Genomic DNA, 19014 nt, shown 5'->3' on the forward strand with positions numbered 1-19014 from the left:
GGGGGCCACCTTCTCCCCGACGGGGAGAAGAATAGAAGGATTGCTGAGCTCTCAGGATTCCTCTCCCCGTCGGGGAGAGGGTGGCCGAGCGCAGCGGAGGCCGGGTGAGGGTGCTTGCCATACTCATCGCGCCGCCAGATCCATGATCTTGACCTGATCGGCGTCGGCGCGGTCGAGGAAGCCGGTGGCGCGGCCGTGGTGCATGACCATGATGCGGTCCGACATGCCGAGCACTTCGGGAAGCTCGGAGGAAATCATGATCACCGCCACACCCTGATGGGCGAGCTGGGTGACGAGCTTGTGGATTTCGGCTTTGGCCCCAACGTCGATGCCGCGGGTGGGCTCATCGAGAATGAGGATTTTTGGATTGGTCAGCAGCCAGCGGCCAATAAGAACTTTCTGCTGGTTGCCGCCGGAGAGGTTCTCGACACGCTCGTTGAGGTTCGGCGTTTTGACGCGCAGTTTCTGGGCCATGTCCTCGCAGGTGCGGCTAAGCTCGCCCTGAGCGACGAAGCCGAACCTTGTGTATTTGTCCTGCAACACGGCTAGTTGCATGTTTTCCTGGATGTCGAGCGCGAGCAGGCAGCCGGTTTCCTTGCGGTCCTCGGTGATGAAGGCCATGCCGTGCTGGATGGCGATGGTTGGGGTGGCGATATTGACCACTTCACCGTTGATGGAAATGGTGCCGCTGCTGGCGGGCGTTACGCCGAAAATGGTCTCGGCGACGTTGGAGCGGCCGGAGCCGACAAGGCCGGCAATGCCGAGGATTTCGCCGGCGCGGACATCGAAGGAAATGTCCTCGAAGACGCCCTTGAGCGCCAGGTCCTTCACGGAGAGGACGACTTCGCCGATGGCGACCTCTTCCTTGGGGAACATCTGGGTGATTTCGCGACCGACCATCATGCGGATGATTTCATCGCGGGTGACGTCGGTGGAAGCATGGGTGCCGATATAGCGGCCGTCCCGGAATACCGAGACTTCGTCGGCGATCTCGAACAGCTCGCTCATCTTGTGGGTGATGTAGACGATGCCTTTGCCCTGCGCCCGCAGGTCGCGGATGATGGCGAACAGGTGTGCCACTTCGGTTTCGGTCAGTGCCGAGGTCGGCTCGTCCATGATCAGCACGTCGCTCTCATAGGACACGGCCTTGGCGATCTCGACCATCTGCCGGCTGGCGACCGAGAGGTAGCTGACCTGAATTTCGGGATCGATATCAATCTTGAGGCGGGCGAATAGCTCGGCGGTGCGGCGATTGAGTTCGCGGTGATCGACGAAGCCGAAGCGGGTCAGCGGCTCGCGGCGGATCCAGATATTCTCGGCTACGGTCATGAACGGCATCAGGTTGAGTTCCTGGTGGATCATGGCGATGCCGTTTTCGAGCGCGTCGAGCGGCGACTTGAGGCGGATATCGTTGCCGCGCAACTGCACGGTGCCACTATCGGGGGTATAGATGCCGGCGATGATTTTCATCAGCGTCGACTTGCCGGCGCCGTTTTCGCCCATCAGCGCATGGACGGTGCCGCGCTTGAGTTGCAGCGACACGTCATCCAGCGCGACGACGCCGGGAAATTCCTTCCGAGCGTGCGATATTTCCAGAAGAAATTCGGACTGGGGCGTAGCGCCGCTTTCGCGGACGGCACGCATTGTCTGCGGACTGACCATAGCTGCCTCCCCTGCCCGGTTTCCAGGCTGTTTGATGGGAGGATGCGCCGTTTACGCGGCGCATCCAAGGGTGATTTGAGGCTTAGTTCTTTGCGGCGTAGTCGGCGACATTGGCCGAGGTGACCAGCTCGAACGGCACGTAGACCTTGGTCTCGACCGTTTCGCCCTTGGCAAGCGCGAGGGCAGCATCGAGCGCGCCCTTGCCCTGGCCAGCGGCGTTCTGGAACACGGTGGCGTCGAGATCGCCGGCCTGTAGGGCGGCCAGAGCGTCCTGGGTAGCATCGACGCCAGCCACGATCACGTCCTTCATGTCGACGCCGCCGGCCTTGAGGGCCTGGATAGCGCCGATGGCCATCTCGTCATTGTTGGCGATCACAGCATCGAACTTGAGGCCAGCCGACATCCAGTTGGTCATCAGATCGGCGCCCTGCTGGCGCGACCAATTGGCGGTCTGCTCTTCGGCGATCTTCATGAAGGAGCATTCCGGCGTGGCGATCACATCATGCACGTCCTGCGTGCGTTGACGGGCGGCCTGATTGGACAGTTCGCCCATCATGACGACGATGTTGGCTTCCTTCTTGCCCGCCTCGGTCAGCAGGCGGCAGACTTCCTTGGTTTCCAGCGTGCCGGAATCCACTTCGTTGGAAGCGACGAAAGCCTGCCTGGCCGGCAGGGTATCGAGGTTAACCGGCTGGCGATTGACGTAAACCAGCGGAATGCCAGCGTCCGAAGCAAGGGTCGACATGGCGGCAGTCGCGTCGGTATCGACGGCGTTGACGATGATGGCATCGACGCCCGAAGCGATGAAGTTCTGGATCTGGCTCATCTGCTTGGAGACGTCGCCCTGGGCATCTTCGACCTGCAGTTCAACGCCATCGAGGGTCTTGGAATAATCCTGCATGCCATTACGCAGCACGGTCAGGAAGTTATCGTCGAACGCTGCCATCGAGACGCCGACGGTCGCAGCCATTGCCGAACCGCTCATCAAGCTGGCGATGAGGGTAGCCAATACGAGCTTCTTCATGTTTTCTCCTCCACAGAGAGGGCGTCCGGTCGCGCCCCTGTTTTCCGGAATTTCCCAGTTTTTGCGGGAATTCTTATTGGGTCAGGCGGCGCGGGCCGCCAGGCCATTGGTGACAAAATCCATGCTCTTCCTAATGGCAGCGGCCGGATCGGAAAGGGTGCGCAGCTCCTCGGCAAAGGGCTCGAAGGAGAGCAGGCCGGAATAGCCGCCGGCGTAGAGCGCCGTAATCTGTTCCAGATTGCCGAGGCGATCCTTGGGGCCGACGAGGACCCGATGGCTGTCGCGCATGTCGCGGACGGAAATCGTCGGATCGTCGACGCCGGAAATGTGGATCAAGCCGGTCAGGTCGGGGAAAATATCCTCCTCCCCGGCCAGGTGATGATGGAAGGTGTCATGGATCAGCTTGAATACGTCGCCTGCGTCGGCGGCATTGATGGCGGCGACCGCTTCGCGCTTGGAGCGCAGCGAGCAGACCTCAAAGCCGAGGCATTCCACCAATCCGACTAATCCCCGCTGCCGCAGAATGGGCGCAAGAAGGGTCAGGGCTTCGGTGGCATTGCTGACGCGGACATCGGGTTCAAGGCCGGTGCCGTCATTGGCGGCGACAAGGACCAGGGCCTTGGAGCCGCAGGCGGCGGCGTAGTCGGCAAGGATTTGGGCTTCATCGGCGCGCTCGGCGGACCAGTGATTGAATTTTTGCAAGGCATTGATGGAAATGATGGAAACATCATTTTGGGCGGCAAGGGATTTCACGGTGCTGGCGGGGGTGCCGTCGAGGATCGCATTGCCGGCGACATCATTGCGGATTTCCACGCCGGACAGCCCCAGCGAGCGGGTCAGCGCGAAGAAATCGGCAAGGCCCAATTGCGGCGCGACCATGTGATTGAGCGCAAAGCTGGGGCGCGGATTGGCTGACACTGAAACGAACTCCCACAAGCCGCCGGATGGACCCAGACATCGCTTGGCCCAAATGAAACACAGGTTCTGTTATGTTGTCAACGCGGAATATACATTCCATAAATGGATTGGAAATATCGAAAATTCCTGGCTGCGCTGGAACAGTTGCAACAGTGCGGTCGCGCTGTCCTAGATATTTTCCGAGACGTAGATCTCGAATGGCAGGAAGGTTTGGCCACCCGTTTCTGGGGTCCGTGCGGTCATGGCAGTGGCCGCTAGAGTGACCAGGCTATTGGCGATGGCGGTCACGGGCGTGGCTGTCAGCGCGGTGATGAGATTTTCGGCGAGTGCGGCGCGGGAGAAGGCGTTGATCTCGTTGCACACCACGGCGAGACGTCCGGCCATGTTCTCTTCGCGCAGGGCCGCGACGACGCCTTCCATGCCACCGCCGGCGACATAGATCGCACTAAGATCAGGGTGGCGACGCAGCAGGTCCGAGGTGGCTTCGTGTGCAAGGTTGACGTCCTCGAGGTTCACCAGAGTGTCGATGATCGTCAGGTGGGGCGCGGACTGGCGGAGGTAGGAGCGGAAGCCGATTTCGCGCAGTTCATGGCCGTGGAAGCGGTGGCTGCCAACGAAAATGGCGACCTTGCCGGGATGGGCCGAGCGGGCGATGAGCCAGCCGGCTGTACGGCCAACCTTGGTGTTGTCGGTGCCGATATAGCCGCGCCGAACGCCGGAGGCGAAATCGGACAGGAGGGCGAAAACCGGAATTCCGGCGGCCTCGATTTCGGCGACGGCGGCGGTGACGGCGGGGTGATCGATGGCCACGATGGCAATGACCTGGGCCGTGCGCGCCGCGTCGCGAAGGCGATTAGCGATCTCGGACGGCGTTTGCGAGGCGAGGAAGCTGATGGTGGCGGTCACACGGAATAGGGTGGGCGCCAGGGCGGCGCGTTCCAGTTCGCGGGCAAAATCGGCGTAGAACACCTGATCTGGACGTTGCAGCAGGATGTGCAGCCGATAATGCGGCAGGCTGGCTTCGACGCGGCGGCGGATCAGGCCGGTGCCGTGGTAGCCGATCTGCTCGGCGGCCTTGAAGACGCGCTCGGCGGTTTCCTGGCGCACCGGCAAACGGGCGTTGAGGACGCGATCGACAGTGGCGACACTGAGGCCGCAGGCGGCAGCGATATCGGCGACGGTGGGACGGCGGGTCATGGCGATGTCCTGCTAGAAGCTATCACTGCGAATTCCGGACAGTGATAGCAATGATAGAAACTATCACGCCATCATTGCCAGCGGAAGGGCGCGGGAGTAGCCATTTCTGAACAAGTATGCTGGATTTCTGGCGGGACGACATCATGACCATTGCAGCCACCAGTCGCGATTACAGCCTGATCGGTCGAGACAGCGCCCTGGCGGTGGCCAATGGGCTGGCGGCGGCGGAGTGGTATCACACCGATGTCGAGCGCAAGGCGATGAAGGCCCTGATGCAGCGTTCGGACGGTCCGGCCATTCGCGATACGGCGATCTGGATCGGCGCGATGGTGGTGTTCGCCGGGCTCGGCATCTGGTTGTGGGGATCGTGGATCGCGGTGCCGTTCTTCCTCGCCTATGGCGTGCTCTACGGCTCGGGCGGCGACTCGCGCTGGCATGAGTGTGGGCATGGCACGGCGTTCAAGACGCGGTGGATGAACGACGTCGTCTACCAGATCGCCTGCTTCATGATGATGCGCAATCCGGTCACCTGGCGCTGGAGCCATGCGCGGCATCATACGGACACGATCATCGTGGGGCGCGACCCTGAGATTTCGGTGATGCGGCCGCCGGATTTGTTGCGGGTGGTGTTGAGTTTCGTGGGCGTGCTTGATGTATGGCACGGCATGACCGACATGGTGCGCAATGCTGCGGGCGTGGTCAGCACCGAGGAGAAGACGTTCATCCCCGAGATGGAGCAGGCCAAGGTGGTGCAGATCGCGCGGATCTGGGCGGCGATCTACCTGGTGACGATCGCGGGGGCGCTGCTGACGCGCTCCTGGCTGCCGCTGGTGATCATCGGGGGGCCGCGGATTTATGGCGCATGGCACCATGTGCTGACGGGGCTGCTGCAGCATGGCGGGCTGGCGGATAATGTGACCGACCACCGCCTCAACAGCCGCAGCGTGCTGATGAACCCGATCAGCCGGTTCATCTACTGGAACATGAATTATCATGTGGAGCACCACATGTTTCCGATGGTGCCGTATCACGCGCTGCCAAAGCTGCATGAGCTGATCAAGCATGACCTGCCGGCGGCGAATAGCTCGATGTGGGACGGGTATCGCGAGATGGTGCCGGCGTTCCTGCGGCAGTTGCGCAATGAGGATTATTTTGTGAAGCGGGAATTGCCGATGACGGCGAAGCCGTATCGGGAAGAGCTGCATAGCGATGTGGCGGCATAGGCGCAGATATCTCCACTCGTGTGGAGAATTCCCCCCACCCTGGTCCTCCCCTCACGGGGGGGGGGGGGACGATAGAGCCGGCGCAACGGTGCAGCATGACGAGGATGAGTATGGCCGAGTGGATCGAGGCGTGCGGGGAAGAGGATGTGGAGACGGAGGATGTGATCCGCGTTGATCGTGGCGGGCGCGTGCTGGCGATTTATCGAAGCCCGGATGATGAGTATTTTGCCACTGACGGGTTGTGCACGCATGAGCAAGTCAGCCTGGCCGATGGGCTGGTGATGGACGAGATCATCGAATGCCCCAAGCATAACGGGCGGTTCAACTACAAGACCGGGGAGGCCAAGGGCGCGCCGGTATGTGTGAACTTGCGGACGTATCGGGTGAAGGTTGAGGGCGGGGCGGTCTTCGTCGAGGTGTGAGGGCCGGCATGAGCAAGCATTTTGTCATCGTTGGTGCTGGGGAGGCCGGGGCGCGGGCGGCGATGGGGCTGCGGGAGCAAGGCTTTGACGGCGACGTGACCTTGGTGGGAGGCGAGACCCACCTGCCCTATGAGCGGCCGCCGCTGAGCAAGGACGGGATGGTGGCGGAGGTATTTGCGGCTAAGACCATTGCGACGGCCGAGCGGTTGGCGGAGGCGGGTGTCGCGTTTCGTGGCGGGGCAACCGTTGCGGGGATCGATCGGGCCGGCAAGCGACTGGCGATGGGGGACGGGAGCGCCCTGCCCTATGACAAATTGCTGCTGGCGACCGGGGCGTCGCCGCGGCGGCTGGCGGGCGTCGAGGGCGAGCGGATCGTTTATCTGCGGACCATTGAGGATGCACAGCGATTGCGCGGGGCGCTAGGCGCGGGTCGGCATATCGCCATTGTTGGGGGCGGGTTCATCGGGCTGGAACTGGCGGCCAGTGCGCGGGCGCGGGGCGCCGAAGTAACGCTGATCGAGGCGCTGCCCCGGTTGTTGTCGCGCGGGGTGCCGGAGGCGATTGCCGGGCGGATCGCGGCACGGCATCTGGCGGGTGGGGTTCGGCTGGTGTTCGGCGATGCGATTGCAGGCATCGAGAGCGGCGCGGATAGCGCGAGGGTAACGCTGGCGAGCGGGACGCGCGTGGACGCGGACCTCGTGTTGATCGGGATTGGTGCGGTGCCGAATGTGGGGCTGGCCGAGGCGGCGGGCTTGGCGATCGACAATGGCATCGCGGTGAATGGGCAGTTGGCGACGGACGATGCGGATATTTTCGCGGCGGGCGACTGCGCATCGTTTCCGCTGGCGATTTATGGCGGGCGGCGGGTGCGGCTGGAAAGCTGGCGCAATGCGCAGGACCAGGGGAACCTGGCGGTGCGCAATATGCTGGGCGCTGGGGAAATCGGGGCCAGCGTGCCGTGGTTCTGGAGCGATCAGTATGAGCTGACGCTGCAGATTGCGGGGCTGGCGGATGAAGGGGCCGTGACGGTGGAGCGTGAGTTGGCGGAGGGGTCGATCCTGTTTCATTTGAGCGCTGATGGGCGGCTGGTGGCAGCGAGCGGGATTGGTGTGGGCAATGCGGTGGCCAGGGATATTCGGTTGGCGGAGATGCTGATCGGCCGCGGGGCCAGGCCGGACGTGGCGGCGCTGGGTGATCCGGGGGTGCGGCTCAAGGGATTGCTGGCCGCCTAAACTGGTGCGGTGGGCCCCGCCGTGGGTGTCATTGGCATCCGGGTTGCGGAGGCATACCCCCACCCTACTCGATTACGGACTTAGCTGAAGCTAAGTCCTATCTCGCTTCCCTCCCCACAAGGGGGAGGGTGGCAGACTGATGGCCTTGAGCATTGGAGAAAGTCTATGGGTCGAACACGGCCGACGGTGGCGGATTTACGGGCGCTCAAGGGCAAGCGGCAGTTGTCGATGTTGCGGGTGATGAGCTTGCCGGAAGCGGAGGCGGCGGAGCGGGCTGGGGTGGATTTGATCTCGGTGCCGCCGGCGCTGATCGCGCAGCGGGAGTTTCGGGATGCGGCGCCGAATTGCTTTGCGATTCCGGGGCTGGAATATGGCGACTTCGTCACCGCGGAGGATTATCTGCGCGGGGCGTTTGCGATGATCAAGGCCGGAGCGGACGCGGTCTATTGCGCGGCGGGGATGGGCACGGTCCGGCGGTTGCGGGATGAGGGCATTCCGGTATGCGGGCATTCGGGGCTGATCCCGAGCCAGGCGACGTGGACCGGCGGGTTCAAGGCGGTCGGCAAGACGGCAGAGACGGCGCGGCTGGTGTGGCAGCAGGTCAAGGCGCTGGAGGACGCTGGGGCCTTTGCGGCGGAAATCGAGGTGGTGCCGAGCGAGGTGGCGGCGGCGATTTCGGCGCGGACATCGCTGGTGCTGATTTCGATGGGGGCCGGGGCGGGTTGCGACGCGCAATATCTGTTTGCGGACGACGTGTTGGGCAGTAATACCGGGCATGTGCCGCGGCATGCGAAGGTGTATCGCAATTTTGCGGCCGAGTATGAGCGGCTGCAGCAGGAACGGGTGGCGGCGTTCAGCGAATATGTTGCCGATGTGCGCGGCGGGGTTTATCCCGAACCGCGGCATCAGGTCGGGATCGAGGCCTATGAATTGCGCCAGTTTCTGGCCGAACTGAATTGAGTTTGGAGACTATGATGACTTCTGCTGCTGTGGCGCAGGCCGCCAATATCGATACGGCGCTGGAGCAGCCGGGCTATGTGCTGACGCTGAGCTGTGCCGATCGGCCGGGCATCGTCGCGGCGGTAACGACCGAACTGGCGGCGCTGGGCGCCAATATTGCGGAGAGCAACCAGTTCTGGGATCGGCAGACCGGCATTTTCTTTATGCGGCTGGCGTTTACGGCGCCGGCTGGCGTCGATCGCGATGGCATCGAGCGGGCTTTGCGGGCCCCCATCGAGCGGTTCGGGATGAAGACGACGCTGGCGCCGATGTCGCGCAAGCCGAAAATGGTGATCATGGTCTCCAAGTTCGACCATGCGCTGCTGCACCTGCTGTATCAAATCCGGGTGGGGTGGCTGGACGCCGAGGTGGTGGGGATCGTCTCCAACCATCCGGACGCCGGCAAGATCGCGGCGGCGGAGAATATTGCCTTCCATCTGTGGCCCGTGGGCAAGGACAACAAGGCCGAGCAGGAAGCCAAGGTGATCGCACTGGTGCAGGAGACCGGGGCGGACCTGGTGGTGCTGGCGCGCTATATGCAGGTGTTGAGCAACACGCTATCCACGCGGCTGTTTGGCAAGATCATCAATATCCATCACTCGTTTTTGCCGAGCTTCAAGGGGGCGAAGCCCTATCACCAGGCACATGATCGGGGGGTCAAGATCATTGGGGCGACGGCGCATTATGTGACGCCAGACCTGGATGAAGGCCCGATCATCGAGCAGGAGACGGCGCGGGTGACGCATTCGATGAGCGCGGACGACCTGGTGGCGGCGGGCCGCGATGTGGAGAGCCGGGTGTTGGCGCGGGCGGTGAAGCTGCACTTGGAGAACCGCGTGATGCTGAATGGGCATAAGACGGTGGTGTTCGGGTAGCGCTGGGTTTAGCCACAACCACTGCGCATCCTTCCCCCGGACTTGATCCGGGGGTCTCTCAACCATGTGCCGAGCTGAGAGTGACCCGCGGATCAAGTCCGCGGGAAGGACGGTGGGTGGGATGGATTGCGGTCTAGCGGAGTTCGAGCCTAAGACTTGTTCCTGTTGGCCTTCGTATCCGACACCGCGGTGCTGAAGCGCTTGAAGAGGCGGGCGAAGGTGACGAGGTCTTCTTCCGGCCAGGCGCCGAGTGCTTCGGCGAAGGCGCTCCATTTGTAGTGGCGGATGGCTTCGGCGTGGCTGCGGCCGGCTTCGGTGAGCTGCAGGCCAATGCGGCGGGCGTCGGACTGGGAGGCGACCCGGCGAATGATGCCCTTGTCGACGGCGTCCGCGACGATTCGGCTGGCGCGCGACGGATCGACGGCGAGGCGCTCGGCGATCAGGCCGACGGTGATCTCCCCATCGGGACCGGGGCCGTGCTCGATCATGGAGATGATATCCAGATCGGTGATGTCGATGCCCAATTGCAGATCGCGCAGGGCCAGGCGGCCCAGCTCCTTGCGGGCCATGGAGCGCCGCAAATTGCCCATATAGGTATCGATGTCGATGGTCGCCTGGGCCGCGTCCGGCGTCATGCCCAGCTCGAGCAGCAGTTCGCGATGCTCCTCGGTGGGCGGGGCGCAGAATGCGGGCGGCGGTTTGATCGGTTGGTCCATGGGAGTCTCATAGCAATTTGGCGGCAAATGTAAAATAGTGGACTTAGTCATATATATGACATTGACATATATATGCTGATGTCACATGTTTCACACCATTCCACGATAAATGGTGATCGTTATGACGGACGTCAGTCCTTTTTCCAATTTGTCACATCGCCACAAGATGGTGATTTATACCGCGCTGCTGATCGGCATGTTCATGGCGGTGCTCGATATGCAGATCGTCGCCACGGCGCTGCCAACTATCGCGGCGGACCTCGGCAATCTCGATCTGTTCAGCTGGGTGGGCGCCGCCTATCTGCTGACGACTGCGGCTGTAATGCCGTTCTATGGCAAGCTGGGCGACCTGTTCGGGCGCAAGCAGGTGTTCATGACGGCGATCGTGCTGTTCGTGATCGGCTCGCTGGCCTGCGGAATGGCCTGGTCGATGCAGAGCCTGATCGCGGCGCGCGTGCTGCAGGCGCTGGGCGGCGGTGGGCTGATGATCACGGCGTTCGGCGTGTTGGCGGACCTGTTCGAGCCGCGCGAGCGGGCGAAATACCAAGGCTATAGCTCGGCGGTGTTCACGGTGGCCAGCATTGTCGGGCCGGCCGCGGGCGGGGTGATCAGCCAGTCGATCGGCTGGGAATATATCTTCCTGATCAACCTGCCGGTCGGCATCGTGGTCATCCTCATCCTGGCGTTCGGCATGCCGAGCATCAAGACCGGGCGGCGGCCGAGCATCGATTATGCAGGCGGGCTGTTGCTGGCGGGTGCGGTGACGGCGACGGTGTTCTGGGCAGAAGAGGCGATGGGTGGCGGCTATGGCGGGGTGTTGCTGTATGTGCTGCCGGCGCTGGCGATCCTTGCGGCCATCGGCTTTGTGCTGGTGGAGCGGCGCGCGGTCGAGCCGATCCTGCCGTTGCGGCTGCTGACCAACCGGACCATCGCACTGTCGCTGCTGATGTCGATCGTGGCGGGCGTGGCGACGCTGGGCATGCTCAACTATTTCGCGCTGTTCCTGCAGACCGTGACCGGGCTGCCACCGGCATATGCCGGGCTGCTGTTCCTGCCCTCGTCGGTTGGCACCTTGGCGGGCTCGATCTGGACTGGCTACATGATGGCCCGGACCGGGCGGTACAAGGCCTATCCGATGCTGTCGATGGGGCTGGGCGTGGTGGTGATGCTACTGTTCGCGCAGGTCAATGCGGCCACGCCGCTTTGGGCCATTGGCGTGCTGATGTTCTTCTTCTCGGTCAGCATCGGGTTGCAGATGCAGACATTGATGGCGGCGGTGCAGGCGGCGGCGCCACGGGCCGATGTGGGCGCGGCGACCGGCGCTATCGGACTGGCCCGAATGATCGGGGCATCGCTGGGGCTGGCCGCCAATGGCGGTCTGCTGACGGCGGGGCTGCTGCGTGGGCAAGGCACGATCAGCGAGGCGACGCTGGCCACCATGCCGGCGCCGATGACGGAGATGACACCGGCGGCGATTGCGACCCTGCCCGCGGCGGCGGCGCAGGAGGTGGTGCAGGTGTTCGGATCGGCATTTACCGGCGTGTTCTACTTCGCCGCCGGCCTGTTCGCGGTGGGCTTCATGCTGTCGCTGCTGTTGCAGGATGTGAAACTGCCATCGCGGGCGCCGGTCCCCGTGGCGGGCGAATAGCGTTCTTGACCACCGGCCGGCAATTGTGTCCCCTGCTCGATGAGCGGGGGACTTTTTTTTCATGGCACAGACCAGAGTTGGCGTTATCGGCTGCGGCTTTTTCGCCGGCAATCACCTCAATGCGTGGCGGCAATTGGCCAGCGAAGGCGTAAAGCTGGTCGCGGTTTGCGACACGGACGCGGGCAAGGCGCGGGCGGCGGCGGAGGCGTTCATCGTTGCGGGCATCTATAGCGACGCTGTGGCGATGCTGGCGGCTGAAAAACTCGATCTGGTGGATATCGTGACGCAGGTGCGCTCGCACAGGCCGCTGGTGGAGTTGTGCCTCAATGCGGGCGTGCCGACTATCGTGCAGAAGCCGTTTGGGCTCAGTCTGGATGATTGCATCGCCATGCGGGACCTGGCGGACCGGCTGGGCGTGCCGCTGGCGGTGCACGAGAATTTTCGGTTCCAGGCGCCGATGCAGATGGCCAAGGAAATTCTCGACAGCGGCGAGATTGGCGAGGCCAATTGGGCGCGGATCAATTTTCGCACCGGGCATGACATCTATACCAGGCAACCCTATCTGCGGGGCGAAGAGAAGTTCGTGATCAACGATCTGGGCGTGCACGTGCTGGACGTGGCGCGGTTTTTCCTCGGGGAGGCGAAGCACGTATCGGCGGAGACGCAGCAGCGGCGGCCGGAGATTGCGGGCGAAGATACGGCCACGATGCTGGTGCGACATCAGTCCGGAGCGGTGTCGGTGGTGGAATGCACCTATGAGGCGCGGCGGCTGCCGGACCTGTTTCCGCAGGTGCTGCTGGAGTTGGAGGGGACACGGGGCTCTGTGTTGGTCAAAGCCAACTATCAGGTGGTGGTGACGGCCGACGGCGTGATGCGGACGCTGCGGGCGGAGCCGGAGGTCAAGGGCTGGATGGAGGCGCCATGGAACGTGGTGCAGGACAGCGTCGTGCGGACCTGCGCGCATATATTGGCGGCGTATCGGGCTGGGGTGAGGCCGAGCGTATCGGCGGCGGACAACGTGAGGACGATTGGGTTGTGCGAGGCGGCTTATGAGGCGGCGGAGCGTGGGGTGGCGGTGGTGCCGCGGGGGTAATTGCGTAGCTGAGGGTGCGGCACCCCCCTCACCCTGCTTGCTCCGCTGAACGCGTCGCAAGCGGTCCCTCTCCCACCAGGGGCGAGGGTGACGACTGAGAGCTTTCAGTTCCTTCCCTTCTCCCCTCGTGGGAGAAGGTGCCCGAAGGGCGGATGAGGGGGCCGTAAGGCAAGAGGAGAGCCCTGCCCTTAGGTTTCCCGTGCCCGTTCCAAAATCCGCTTGCACTCCAGCAGTTCGCGCAGGACCTCGGAGAGTTTGTTGCGGCTGTCCTGGTCGAGGCTGGGATTGGCGAGCATGACGGCTTCTTCGAGTTCGGCCTCGTCGCTGGCGGCCTCGGCGGCTTCGAGGAGGGGCAGGATTTCGTCGATGGACTTGCCCTCGCCGACGGCGATGACATAGCGGCTGCCCTGGTCCTTGAGGATGCGCTGGACGCCCTTGATGGTGAAGCCCTGATCGTAAAGCAGGTGGCGGATGCCACGCAGGAGCAGGACGTCCTCGGGGCGGTAATAGCGGCGGCCGCCGCCGCGCTTGAGCGGCTTGATGGTGGCGAAACGGGTTTCCCAGAAGCGCAGCACGTGCTGCGGCAATTCGAGCTCGTCGGCGGCCTCGGAAATGGTCCGGAACGCGTCTGGGGATTTTTCCACGGCGGTCATGCGCCCGGCCTCAGGCGCGCCCGACAGCGAAGCGGCGACTTTTGCCGCACCTGCTTGTATCGTTCACGCGAAAAACCGGCTTCCACTTTTTCGCACGAGGCTCCGGGAGAAGGTCTTATTTTCCAGTACGAACCATAGATTTGTTGATCTTGGATTTCAACACGTTGCTGGGTTTGAACACAAGAACCTGTCGCGGCAGGATAGGAACTTCCTCGCCAGTCTTGGGATTGCGGCCGATCCGCTCATTCTTGGAGCGCACCTGGAAGGAGCCGAAGGAGGAAAGCTTGACGTTGCTGCCGTCGATCAGGGCCTCCCCGATCAGTTCAAGCACTCGTTCAACCAACTCGGCCGATTCGGTTCGCGATAATCCGACGGAACCGTAGACCGCCTCGGCCAGATCAGCACGTGTCACCGTTTTCTGCGTCATCGACACCCCCGTGTTGCGCAAAGGGCCTAAAATCCCGTCAGCGGGCGACCCTCTCGCACCTCTGACACATTAAATGCCCCAGTCGATTCCCCTAGGAATCGCGCTGCGACGGCAGGGATTTTTCCCTAGTTTTCCGTGCCTGGACTGACCGCAACGCGCCGTAAGACGCCTCGTTCCAGCCCAGTTCCTCCACTCGGAAATGACACTAACGCCTTGAAACACCAGAGGTCAATCTGGTGAAGCGTACGATTACCAGCGGATCAGCGAGGCGGCCCAGGTGAAGCCGCCGCCCATGGCTTCCAGCATCACCAGATCGCCCGGTTTGATACGGCCATCGGTGAAGGCTTCGTTGAGGGCCAGCGGCACGGAGGCCGCGGAGGTATTGGCGTGGCGATCGACCGTGACGACGACCTTTTCGGGGGGAATGTGCAGCTTGTGCCCTGCCCCGTCGATAATGCGCTTATTGGCCTGGTGCGGGATGAACCAATCGAGATCCTCAACGCCATAGCCCGTGGTCTCAAAGACCGAATTGACCACGTCGGTAATCATACCGACAGCGTGGCGGAAGACTTCCTTGCCTTCCATATGCACGAAACCCATGCCGAGCGTCGTAGAGGGGCCACCCTGGGTATACAGCTTATCCCAATAGTGGCCGTCTGAGCGCAGGCTGGAGGCCAGGACGCCGCGTTCGGGGGCGTCATCGCCGACGTGTTCGACTTCCATCACCACGGCGCCCGCGCCATCGCCGAACAGCACGCAGGTGGTGCGATCGTTCCAGTCGAGCAGGCGCGAAAAGGTTTCGGCGCCGATGACCAAAGCCCGCTTGGCGAGGCCATTCTTGAGGTAGCTGTCGGCGGTGGCGACTGCGAAGACGAAGCCCGAGCAGACGGCCTGCAAATCGAAGGCGGCGCCATGATGCATGCCGAGCTTGCGCTGCACGATCGTCGCGGTCGAGGGGAAGGTGTAATCGGGCGTCGTGGTGGCGACGATGATCAGGTCGATATCGGCGGGGGTGAGGCCGGCGCGCTCAAGCGCCTGCTGGGCGGCGGCAAGGGCAAGATCGGAGGTGTACTCGCCATCGGCGGCCAGATAGCGCTGCTTGATGCCGGTGCGCTGCTGAATCCACTCGTCGGAGGTTTCGACGCGCTGCGCCAGTTGGTCATTGGTCACGCAATTGGCCGGCAAATAACCGCCAACACCGCGGATGATGGATCGCGTCTGAGTCACGCACTGGCCTCGGGTTCGGGTGTGGGCAGGTCCGTCACGGCGCTGACGGGGAAGCGCTGCATGCCTTCGGTGATCTTGTCGATCAGATGGCTGCGGGCCATTTCGTAGCCAAGGCCCAGCGCGCTCTTGAAGCCGACTTCGTCAGTGCCGCCATGGGATTTGATGACGATGCCGTTGAGCCCCATGAACACGCCGCCATTGACGGTGCGCGGGTCCATCTTGCGGCGCAGGGCATTGAGAGCGGAGGTGGCAAGGAGCGCGCCGAGCTTGCTCATCCAATTGGCGCTGAGAGCGCTGCGCAGGTAGGACGCGACCTGGCGGGCAGTGCCTTCGGCGGTCTTGAGCGCGATATTGCCGACAAAGCCCTCGGTGACGATGACATCGACGGTACCCTTGCCGATATCGTCGCCTTCGACGAAGCCATGATAGGTGAAGCCGGCGCCGCTGGCGGCTGCCAGGATACGCCCGGCTTCCTTGATCGACTCGAGGCCCTTGACCTCTTCGGTGCCGACATTGAGCAGGCCGATGGTGGGAGAATCCTGATCGAACAAGGCGCGGGCGAGCGCCGAGCCCAGAATGGCGTAATCGACCAATTGACGGGCGTCGGCGCCGATGGTGGCGCCCATATCGAGCACGATGATGTCGCTGCGCAAAGTCGGCCAGATGGCGGCGATGCCGGGGCGCGAAATGCCTTTCATGGGCCTGAGGCAAAAGGTGGACATGGCCATCAGTGCGCCGGTATTGCCGCCCGAGACCGCGACATCGGCCTCGCCATCCTTGACGGCCTGGATGGACTGCCACATGGACGAAACGTTCTTGCCCTTGCGCAGGGCCTGGCTGGGCTTTTCGTCCGAGGCGATGACCATTTCGCAATGGCGCACGATGGAATGGGCCTTGAGCGCGGGAAATTCATCGAGCAGCGGATTAATCAGCTCTTGCCGCCCGTGGAAGATGAAAGACGTGTTCTTGCGTTCCTTGAGCGCCAGATGGGCGCCATGGATCACTGCACGAGGGGCATTGTCGCCGCCCATGGCATCCACTGAAATTCGAATTGTGTCGGTCATTTCCGCCAATAGTCCGGCCCGCAAGGGTGTGCGACCCTACTCTTTTGTAACCGCATCGACGCCTGCAAAAAACCGGTTCCCACTGCTTTGCGCGACGCTTGGGGCGCTGGCGCAACATATCTCATCGCCCCCACGGCGCAAGCCCTTGGAGGGGGGCTGCAATCACGCGCCGTCTTTGTCGTCCGGGTTCTTGAGGGCTTTGAGGCCGGCAAAGGGGCCTTCCTCTTTGTCTGCCAGATCGATGCCGATGGTATCAAGGCTTTCGCCAGGCAGGCGCGGATAGGGATCGATGGCGAGGGCGAGGGTTTCGATCAACAGTGCCGACAGGTCGACCTCGTTGCCGTCCACATGGTCCGGAAAGTCCTCGTCTTCGAGATCGACGAAGATTTCGGCGCCGGGGGCGGGATTGTGCGGCTTGTCGGGGCCTTGCACGAAGAGGCGGTCGACCGGCTCGTCGATATCCTGGGTCACTGGATCGAAGGTCACCACGGAAGGCTGGACTATACGCGCGGTCAGGCGGCCCTGGACGCGGATACCGCCGCGCAGCTTCACGGCGGTCAGGGTGGCGTGGAAGGCCTCGACGGTGGTGATCTTGAGGATGGCAGCCGTGGCGGCCAGCGCCTCGGTGTCGGGCGTCACTTCAAGTTCGCGGCCGGACGCTGGGAGGCGGTCGAAGCGAATGATGGCGTCGAGAATCGGGGTATCCTGATGATGGCTCATGCAGCGGCCTCGAAAGCGATGGCGCCGTTGACGATAGTGTCGGCGGATTGGGTGGCGAGACGGGCGTCCTCAGTCAGCAAATATTCGGCGAGGGCAAGGATATGGGGGCCCTCGGCGCCGTCGAAAACGTTGCGGCACAGCACGGCTTCGAGCGCCGACAGGTCCTTGCGGTCCATGGCCTCATTGAGGGCGGCGAGCAGGCCGAAGAAGATATTGCCCATCTTCTGGATTTTCTTGGGGACGGCGAGGTCCCCTGCCCCCATCTCTCGAAGGGAACGGTCCATGTCCTTGAAAAACAGATCGAATACGGCCTGGCTGAAATCCTTCTGGCCGGCGTTTTCGGAGCGCAGGCGGCGGAACAGCAGGGCCAGGTGCAGGCTGATCATATCGAAGCGGCCGGTGACCGTATCAGGCACCGCCCAATCGGCGTAGAACCTGGGCTGCCGGGATTGCGCCACAATGGCACGATAGACGGCGTAAACCGGCTCGGGGGCAGTGGTCTTGCGGAACAGGGACAGGATCATGGATTGCGCTCGGCGTCTTGATCGGTCATCACACCAGCAAGCCTCATAACTTGGCCAATGCCAGCTTGCCAGGATGGTGGGTTGGCAGCTAAACATTCCGGCGGCTGCCGCTTGTCGCCACGCCTATAGTCGAGAGCCATCGGGAAAGTCAAATTCATGCCTCTGTCTATCGTTGCCGGTCGATTTGCACCCATCGCTACCGCTGCCATGCTGGCGCTCGTTCTGGCGGGATGCGCGAGCAACATGAGTCTGGTGACCCAGCGGACCCAGGGCTATGAAATTCCCGATACCGCGCTGCAGCAAATCCGCCCGGGCCAGAGCCAGGAACTGGTGACGCTGGTGTTGGGTTCGCCCCAGACGACCAATACGTTCGGCGACCAGACAGCATTTTATTATGTCGAGACCAAGGTTCAGGAAACCTCGTTCGGCATGAACATGATCAAGTCGCGGACCGTGCTGGCGATCTATTTCGACAAGAACAAGAAGGTCATCGACAAGGCGGTGTATTCGCTGGCTGACGGCAAGGCGGTTACCGTGGAGACGCGGCGCACCCAGTCGTTCGGCGAGGACCGCACGTTCGTGGAACAGATTTTGCAGTCGTTCTAGTCAGAGCGCAGAGATTGAAAAAGCCCCGGGAGACCGGGGCTTTTTTTTGTTTTGGTGAGTGTGCAGTCCCGACCCGGGGGACAAGACGAGACGCACCCAAAGCTATCCTCACCCTCGGTCTTCCCGCGGACTTGATCCGCGGGCCTTTGGCCGTTTGTGCCGGCTGAGGGTGGCCCGCGGGTCAAGCCCGCGGGAAGGCGGTGGGTGGGATTGGGGGTTGAGGCTGAAGGGCGGCGGCAGGCACGCTTACTGCGTTTCGGTCAGGTCCGAGCCGGCTTCGCGGGCGATGGCGTCGAGGGCGGCGTTGACGAGGCCGGGGGCGTCGTCTTCGTAGAAGGCCTTGGCGATATCGACGTATTCGGTGATGACGACGCGGGGCGGAATGTCTTTGCGGCGCAGCAGTTCGAACGCGGCGGCGCGCAGTATGGCGCGCAGGGTGGCGTCGACGCGTTCGACCGGCCAGCCGTCCGACAGGGCGCGATCGACGGCGGGATCGATATCAAGCTGGAACTTGGCGACTCCGGCGACGATCTGGCGGAAGAAATCGGCATCGGCGGGCAGATATTGCTCGCCTTCGATCTCACGGCCGAGGTGGAAGGCGCCGAACTGGGCCAGCGTGTCTTCGAGCGTGGCGCGGCCCACATCCATTTGATAGAGCGCCTGGACGGCAGCAAGGCGTGCGGCGCCGCGCTGATTGGCGGAGTGGCTGGCCTGTGGATCGCGTTTGGGGGCGTCGGCCATCAATTGCGTTCCTGCATAGTCTTGCCCAAGGGCTGGCAAGTGG

20 protein-coding genes are annotated in these 19014 nt (G+C 62.9%); 8 read left to right on the plus strand and 12 right to left on the minus strand.

The annotated features are described in order from the left end of the window. Nucleotides 1-123 precede the first annotated feature (123 nt). The 4 genes from ABIB57_RS01670 to ABIB57_RS01685 form a co-directional block, all read right to left on the minus strand. Nucleotides 124-1662 (minus strand): sugar ABC transporter ATP-binding protein, encoded by a 1539-nt coding sequence (locus ABIB57_RS01670; protein ID WP_354038111.1) that lies wholly within the window; start codon nucleotides 1660-1662, stop codon nucleotides 124-126. An 82-nt stretch (nucleotides 1663-1744) separates the two neighbouring features. Further along, nucleotides 1745-2686 (minus strand): sugar ABC transporter substrate-binding protein, encoded by a 942-nt coding sequence (locus tag ABIB57_RS01675; RefSeq protein WP_354038112.1) that lies wholly within the window; start codon nucleotides 2684-2686, stop codon nucleotides 1745-1747. A gap of 81 nt (nucleotides 2687-2767) precedes the next feature. Continuing rightward, the gene (locus ABIB57_RS01680; RefSeq protein WP_354038742.1) at nucleotides 2768-3565 is read right to left on the minus strand and encodes a TIM barrel protein; all 798 of its coding nucleotides are present in this window, start codon (nucleotides 3563-3565) and stop codon (nucleotides 2768-2770) included. Nucleotides 3566-3772: 207 nt separating this feature from the next. After that, a complete protein-coding gene (locus tag ABIB57_RS01685) occupies nucleotides 3773-4801 on the minus strand; it encodes a LacI family DNA-binding transcriptional regulator (RefSeq protein WP_354038113.1) in 1029 nt (342 codons plus the stop codon). Nucleotides 4802-4944: 143 nt separating this feature from the next. Here ABIB57_RS01685 and ABIB57_RS01690 point away from each other — a divergent pair, with 143 nt between their 5' ends. The 5 genes from ABIB57_RS01690 (at nucleotide 4945) to purU (ending at nucleotide 9552) form a co-directional block, all read left to right on the plus strand. Continuing rightward, nucleotides 4945-6024 carry a fatty acid desaturase family protein gene (locus tag ABIB57_RS01690; RefSeq protein WP_354038114.1) on the plus strand — a complete coding sequence of 360 codons (1080 nt, stop codon included), beginning with the start codon at nucleotides 4945-4947 and terminating at the stop codon, nucleotides 6022-6024. Between the two features lie 110 nt (nucleotides 6025-6134). Further along, complete coding sequence (locus ABIB57_RS01695; protein WP_354038115.1) at nucleotides 6135-6446, plus strand: MocE family 2Fe-2S type ferredoxin; 312 nt, start codon at nucleotides 6135-6137, stop codon at nucleotides 6444-6446. Between the two features lie 8 nt (nucleotides 6447-6454). Next, complete coding sequence (locus tag ABIB57_RS01700) at nucleotides 6455-7678, plus strand: NAD(P)/FAD-dependent oxidoreductase (protein WP_354038116.1); 1224 nt, start codon at nucleotides 6455-6457, stop codon at nucleotides 7676-7678. A gap of 165 nt (nucleotides 7679-7843) precedes the next feature. Beyond that, entirely contained in the window at nucleotides 7844-8638 is a 795-nt protein-coding gene (locus ABIB57_RS01705; protein ID WP_354038117.1) for a 3-methyl-2-oxobutanoate hydroxymethyltransferase, read from the plus strand. Nucleotides 8639-8652: 14 nt separating this feature from the next. Beyond that, nucleotides 8653-9552 carry a formyltetrahydrofolate deformylase gene (gene purU / locus ABIB57_RS01710; RefSeq protein ID WP_354038118.1) on the plus strand — a complete coding sequence of 300 codons (900 nt, stop codon included), beginning with the start codon at nucleotides 8653-8655 and terminating at the stop codon, nucleotides 9550-9552. 149 nt (nucleotides 9553-9701) lie between these two features. Here purU and ABIB57_RS01715 read toward each other — a convergent pair whose 3' ends face one another. Beyond that, nucleotides 9702-10268 (minus strand): MarR family winged helix-turn-helix transcriptional regulator, encoded by a 567-nt coding sequence (locus ABIB57_RS01715; protein WP_354038119.1) that lies wholly within the window; start codon nucleotides 10266-10268, stop codon nucleotides 9702-9704. A gap of 121 nt (nucleotides 10269-10389) precedes the next feature. On the opposite strand from ABIB57_RS01715, the gene ABIB57_RS01720 reads away from it, so the two are divergent. Together ABIB57_RS01720 and ABIB57_RS01725 are read left to right on the plus strand one after the other, a co-directional pair. Further along, the gene (locus ABIB57_RS01720) at nucleotides 10390-11916 is read left to right on the plus strand and encodes an MDR family MFS transporter (RefSeq protein WP_354038120.1); all 1527 of its coding nucleotides are present in this window, start codon (nucleotides 10390-10392) and stop codon (nucleotides 11914-11916) included. 61 nt (nucleotides 11917-11977) lie between these two features. Continuing rightward, entirely contained in the window at nucleotides 11978-13009 is a 1032-nt protein-coding gene (locus ABIB57_RS01725; protein ID WP_354038121.1) for a Gfo/Idh/MocA family protein, read from the plus strand. Between the two features lie 188 nt (nucleotides 13010-13197). Here the strand turns inward: ABIB57_RS01725 and ABIB57_RS01730 are convergent, their stop codons facing one another. From ABIB57_RS01730 to ABIB57_RS01755, 6 genes are all read right to left on the minus strand, one after another. Next, nucleotides 13198-13653, minus strand: a complete 456-nt coding sequence (locus tag ABIB57_RS01730; protein ID WP_299727832.1) for a MerR family transcriptional regulator — start codon at nucleotides 13651-13653, stop codon at nucleotides 13198-13200. Nucleotides 13654-13777: 124 nt separating this feature from the next. Continuing rightward, the gene (locus tag ABIB57_RS01735) at nucleotides 13778-14089 is read right to left on the minus strand and encodes an integration host factor subunit alpha (protein WP_299727806.1); all 312 of its coding nucleotides are present in this window, start codon (nucleotides 14087-14089) and stop codon (nucleotides 13778-13780) included. 249 nt (nucleotides 14090-14338) lie between these two features. Further along, nucleotides 14339-15316: a beta-ketoacyl-ACP synthase III gene (locus ABIB57_RS01740; RefSeq protein ID WP_354038122.1), complete on the minus strand. Its 978-nt coding sequence runs from the start codon at nucleotides 15314-15316 to the stop codon at nucleotides 14339-14341. Beyond that, on the minus strand, nucleotides 15313-16380 hold the full coding sequence (gene plsX, locus ABIB57_RS01745; protein WP_354038123.1) for a phosphate acyltransferase PlsX: 1068 nt from the start codon (nucleotides 16378-16380) through the stop codon (nucleotides 15313-15315). The genes ABIB57_RS01740 and plsX overlap by 4 nt, the downstream gene beginning before the upstream one ends. Before the next feature lie 162 nt (nucleotides 16381-16542). Then, complete coding sequence (locus ABIB57_RS01750) at nucleotides 16543-17100, minus strand: YceD family protein (protein WP_354038124.1); 558 nt, start codon at nucleotides 17098-17100, stop codon at nucleotides 16543-16545. Next, nucleotides 17097-17624, minus strand: coding sequence for a ubiquinol-cytochrome C chaperone family protein (locus tag ABIB57_RS01755; RefSeq protein ID WP_354038125.1), 528 nt, complete (start codon nucleotides 17622-17624; stop codon nucleotides 17097-17099). Before ABIB57_RS01755 ends, ABIB57_RS01750 begins: the two co-directional genes overlap by 4 nt. 156 nt (nucleotides 17625-17780) lie before the next feature. Here ABIB57_RS01755 and ABIB57_RS01760 point away from each other — a divergent pair, with 156 nt between their 5' ends. Continuing rightward, the gene (locus tag ABIB57_RS01760) at nucleotides 17781-18230 is read left to right on the plus strand and encodes an outer membrane protein assembly factor BamE (RefSeq protein ID WP_354038126.1); all 450 of its coding nucleotides are present in this window, start codon (nucleotides 17781-17783) and stop codon (nucleotides 18228-18230) included. A gap of 246 nt (nucleotides 18231-18476) precedes the next feature. Here the strand turns inward: ABIB57_RS01760 and nusB are convergent, their stop codons facing one another. Continuing rightward, nucleotides 18477-18971 (minus strand): transcription antitermination factor NusB, encoded by a 495-nt coding sequence (nusB, locus tag ABIB57_RS01765; RefSeq protein WP_354038127.1) that lies wholly within the window; start codon nucleotides 18969-18971, stop codon nucleotides 18477-18479. Nucleotides 18972-19014 lie beyond the last annotated feature (43 nt).

Origin of the sequence: Devosia sp. UYZn731 (assembly GCF_040546795.1) — a bacterium.
GTDB lineage: Bacteria > Pseudomonadota > Alphaproteobacteria > Rhizobiales > Devosiaceae > Devosia.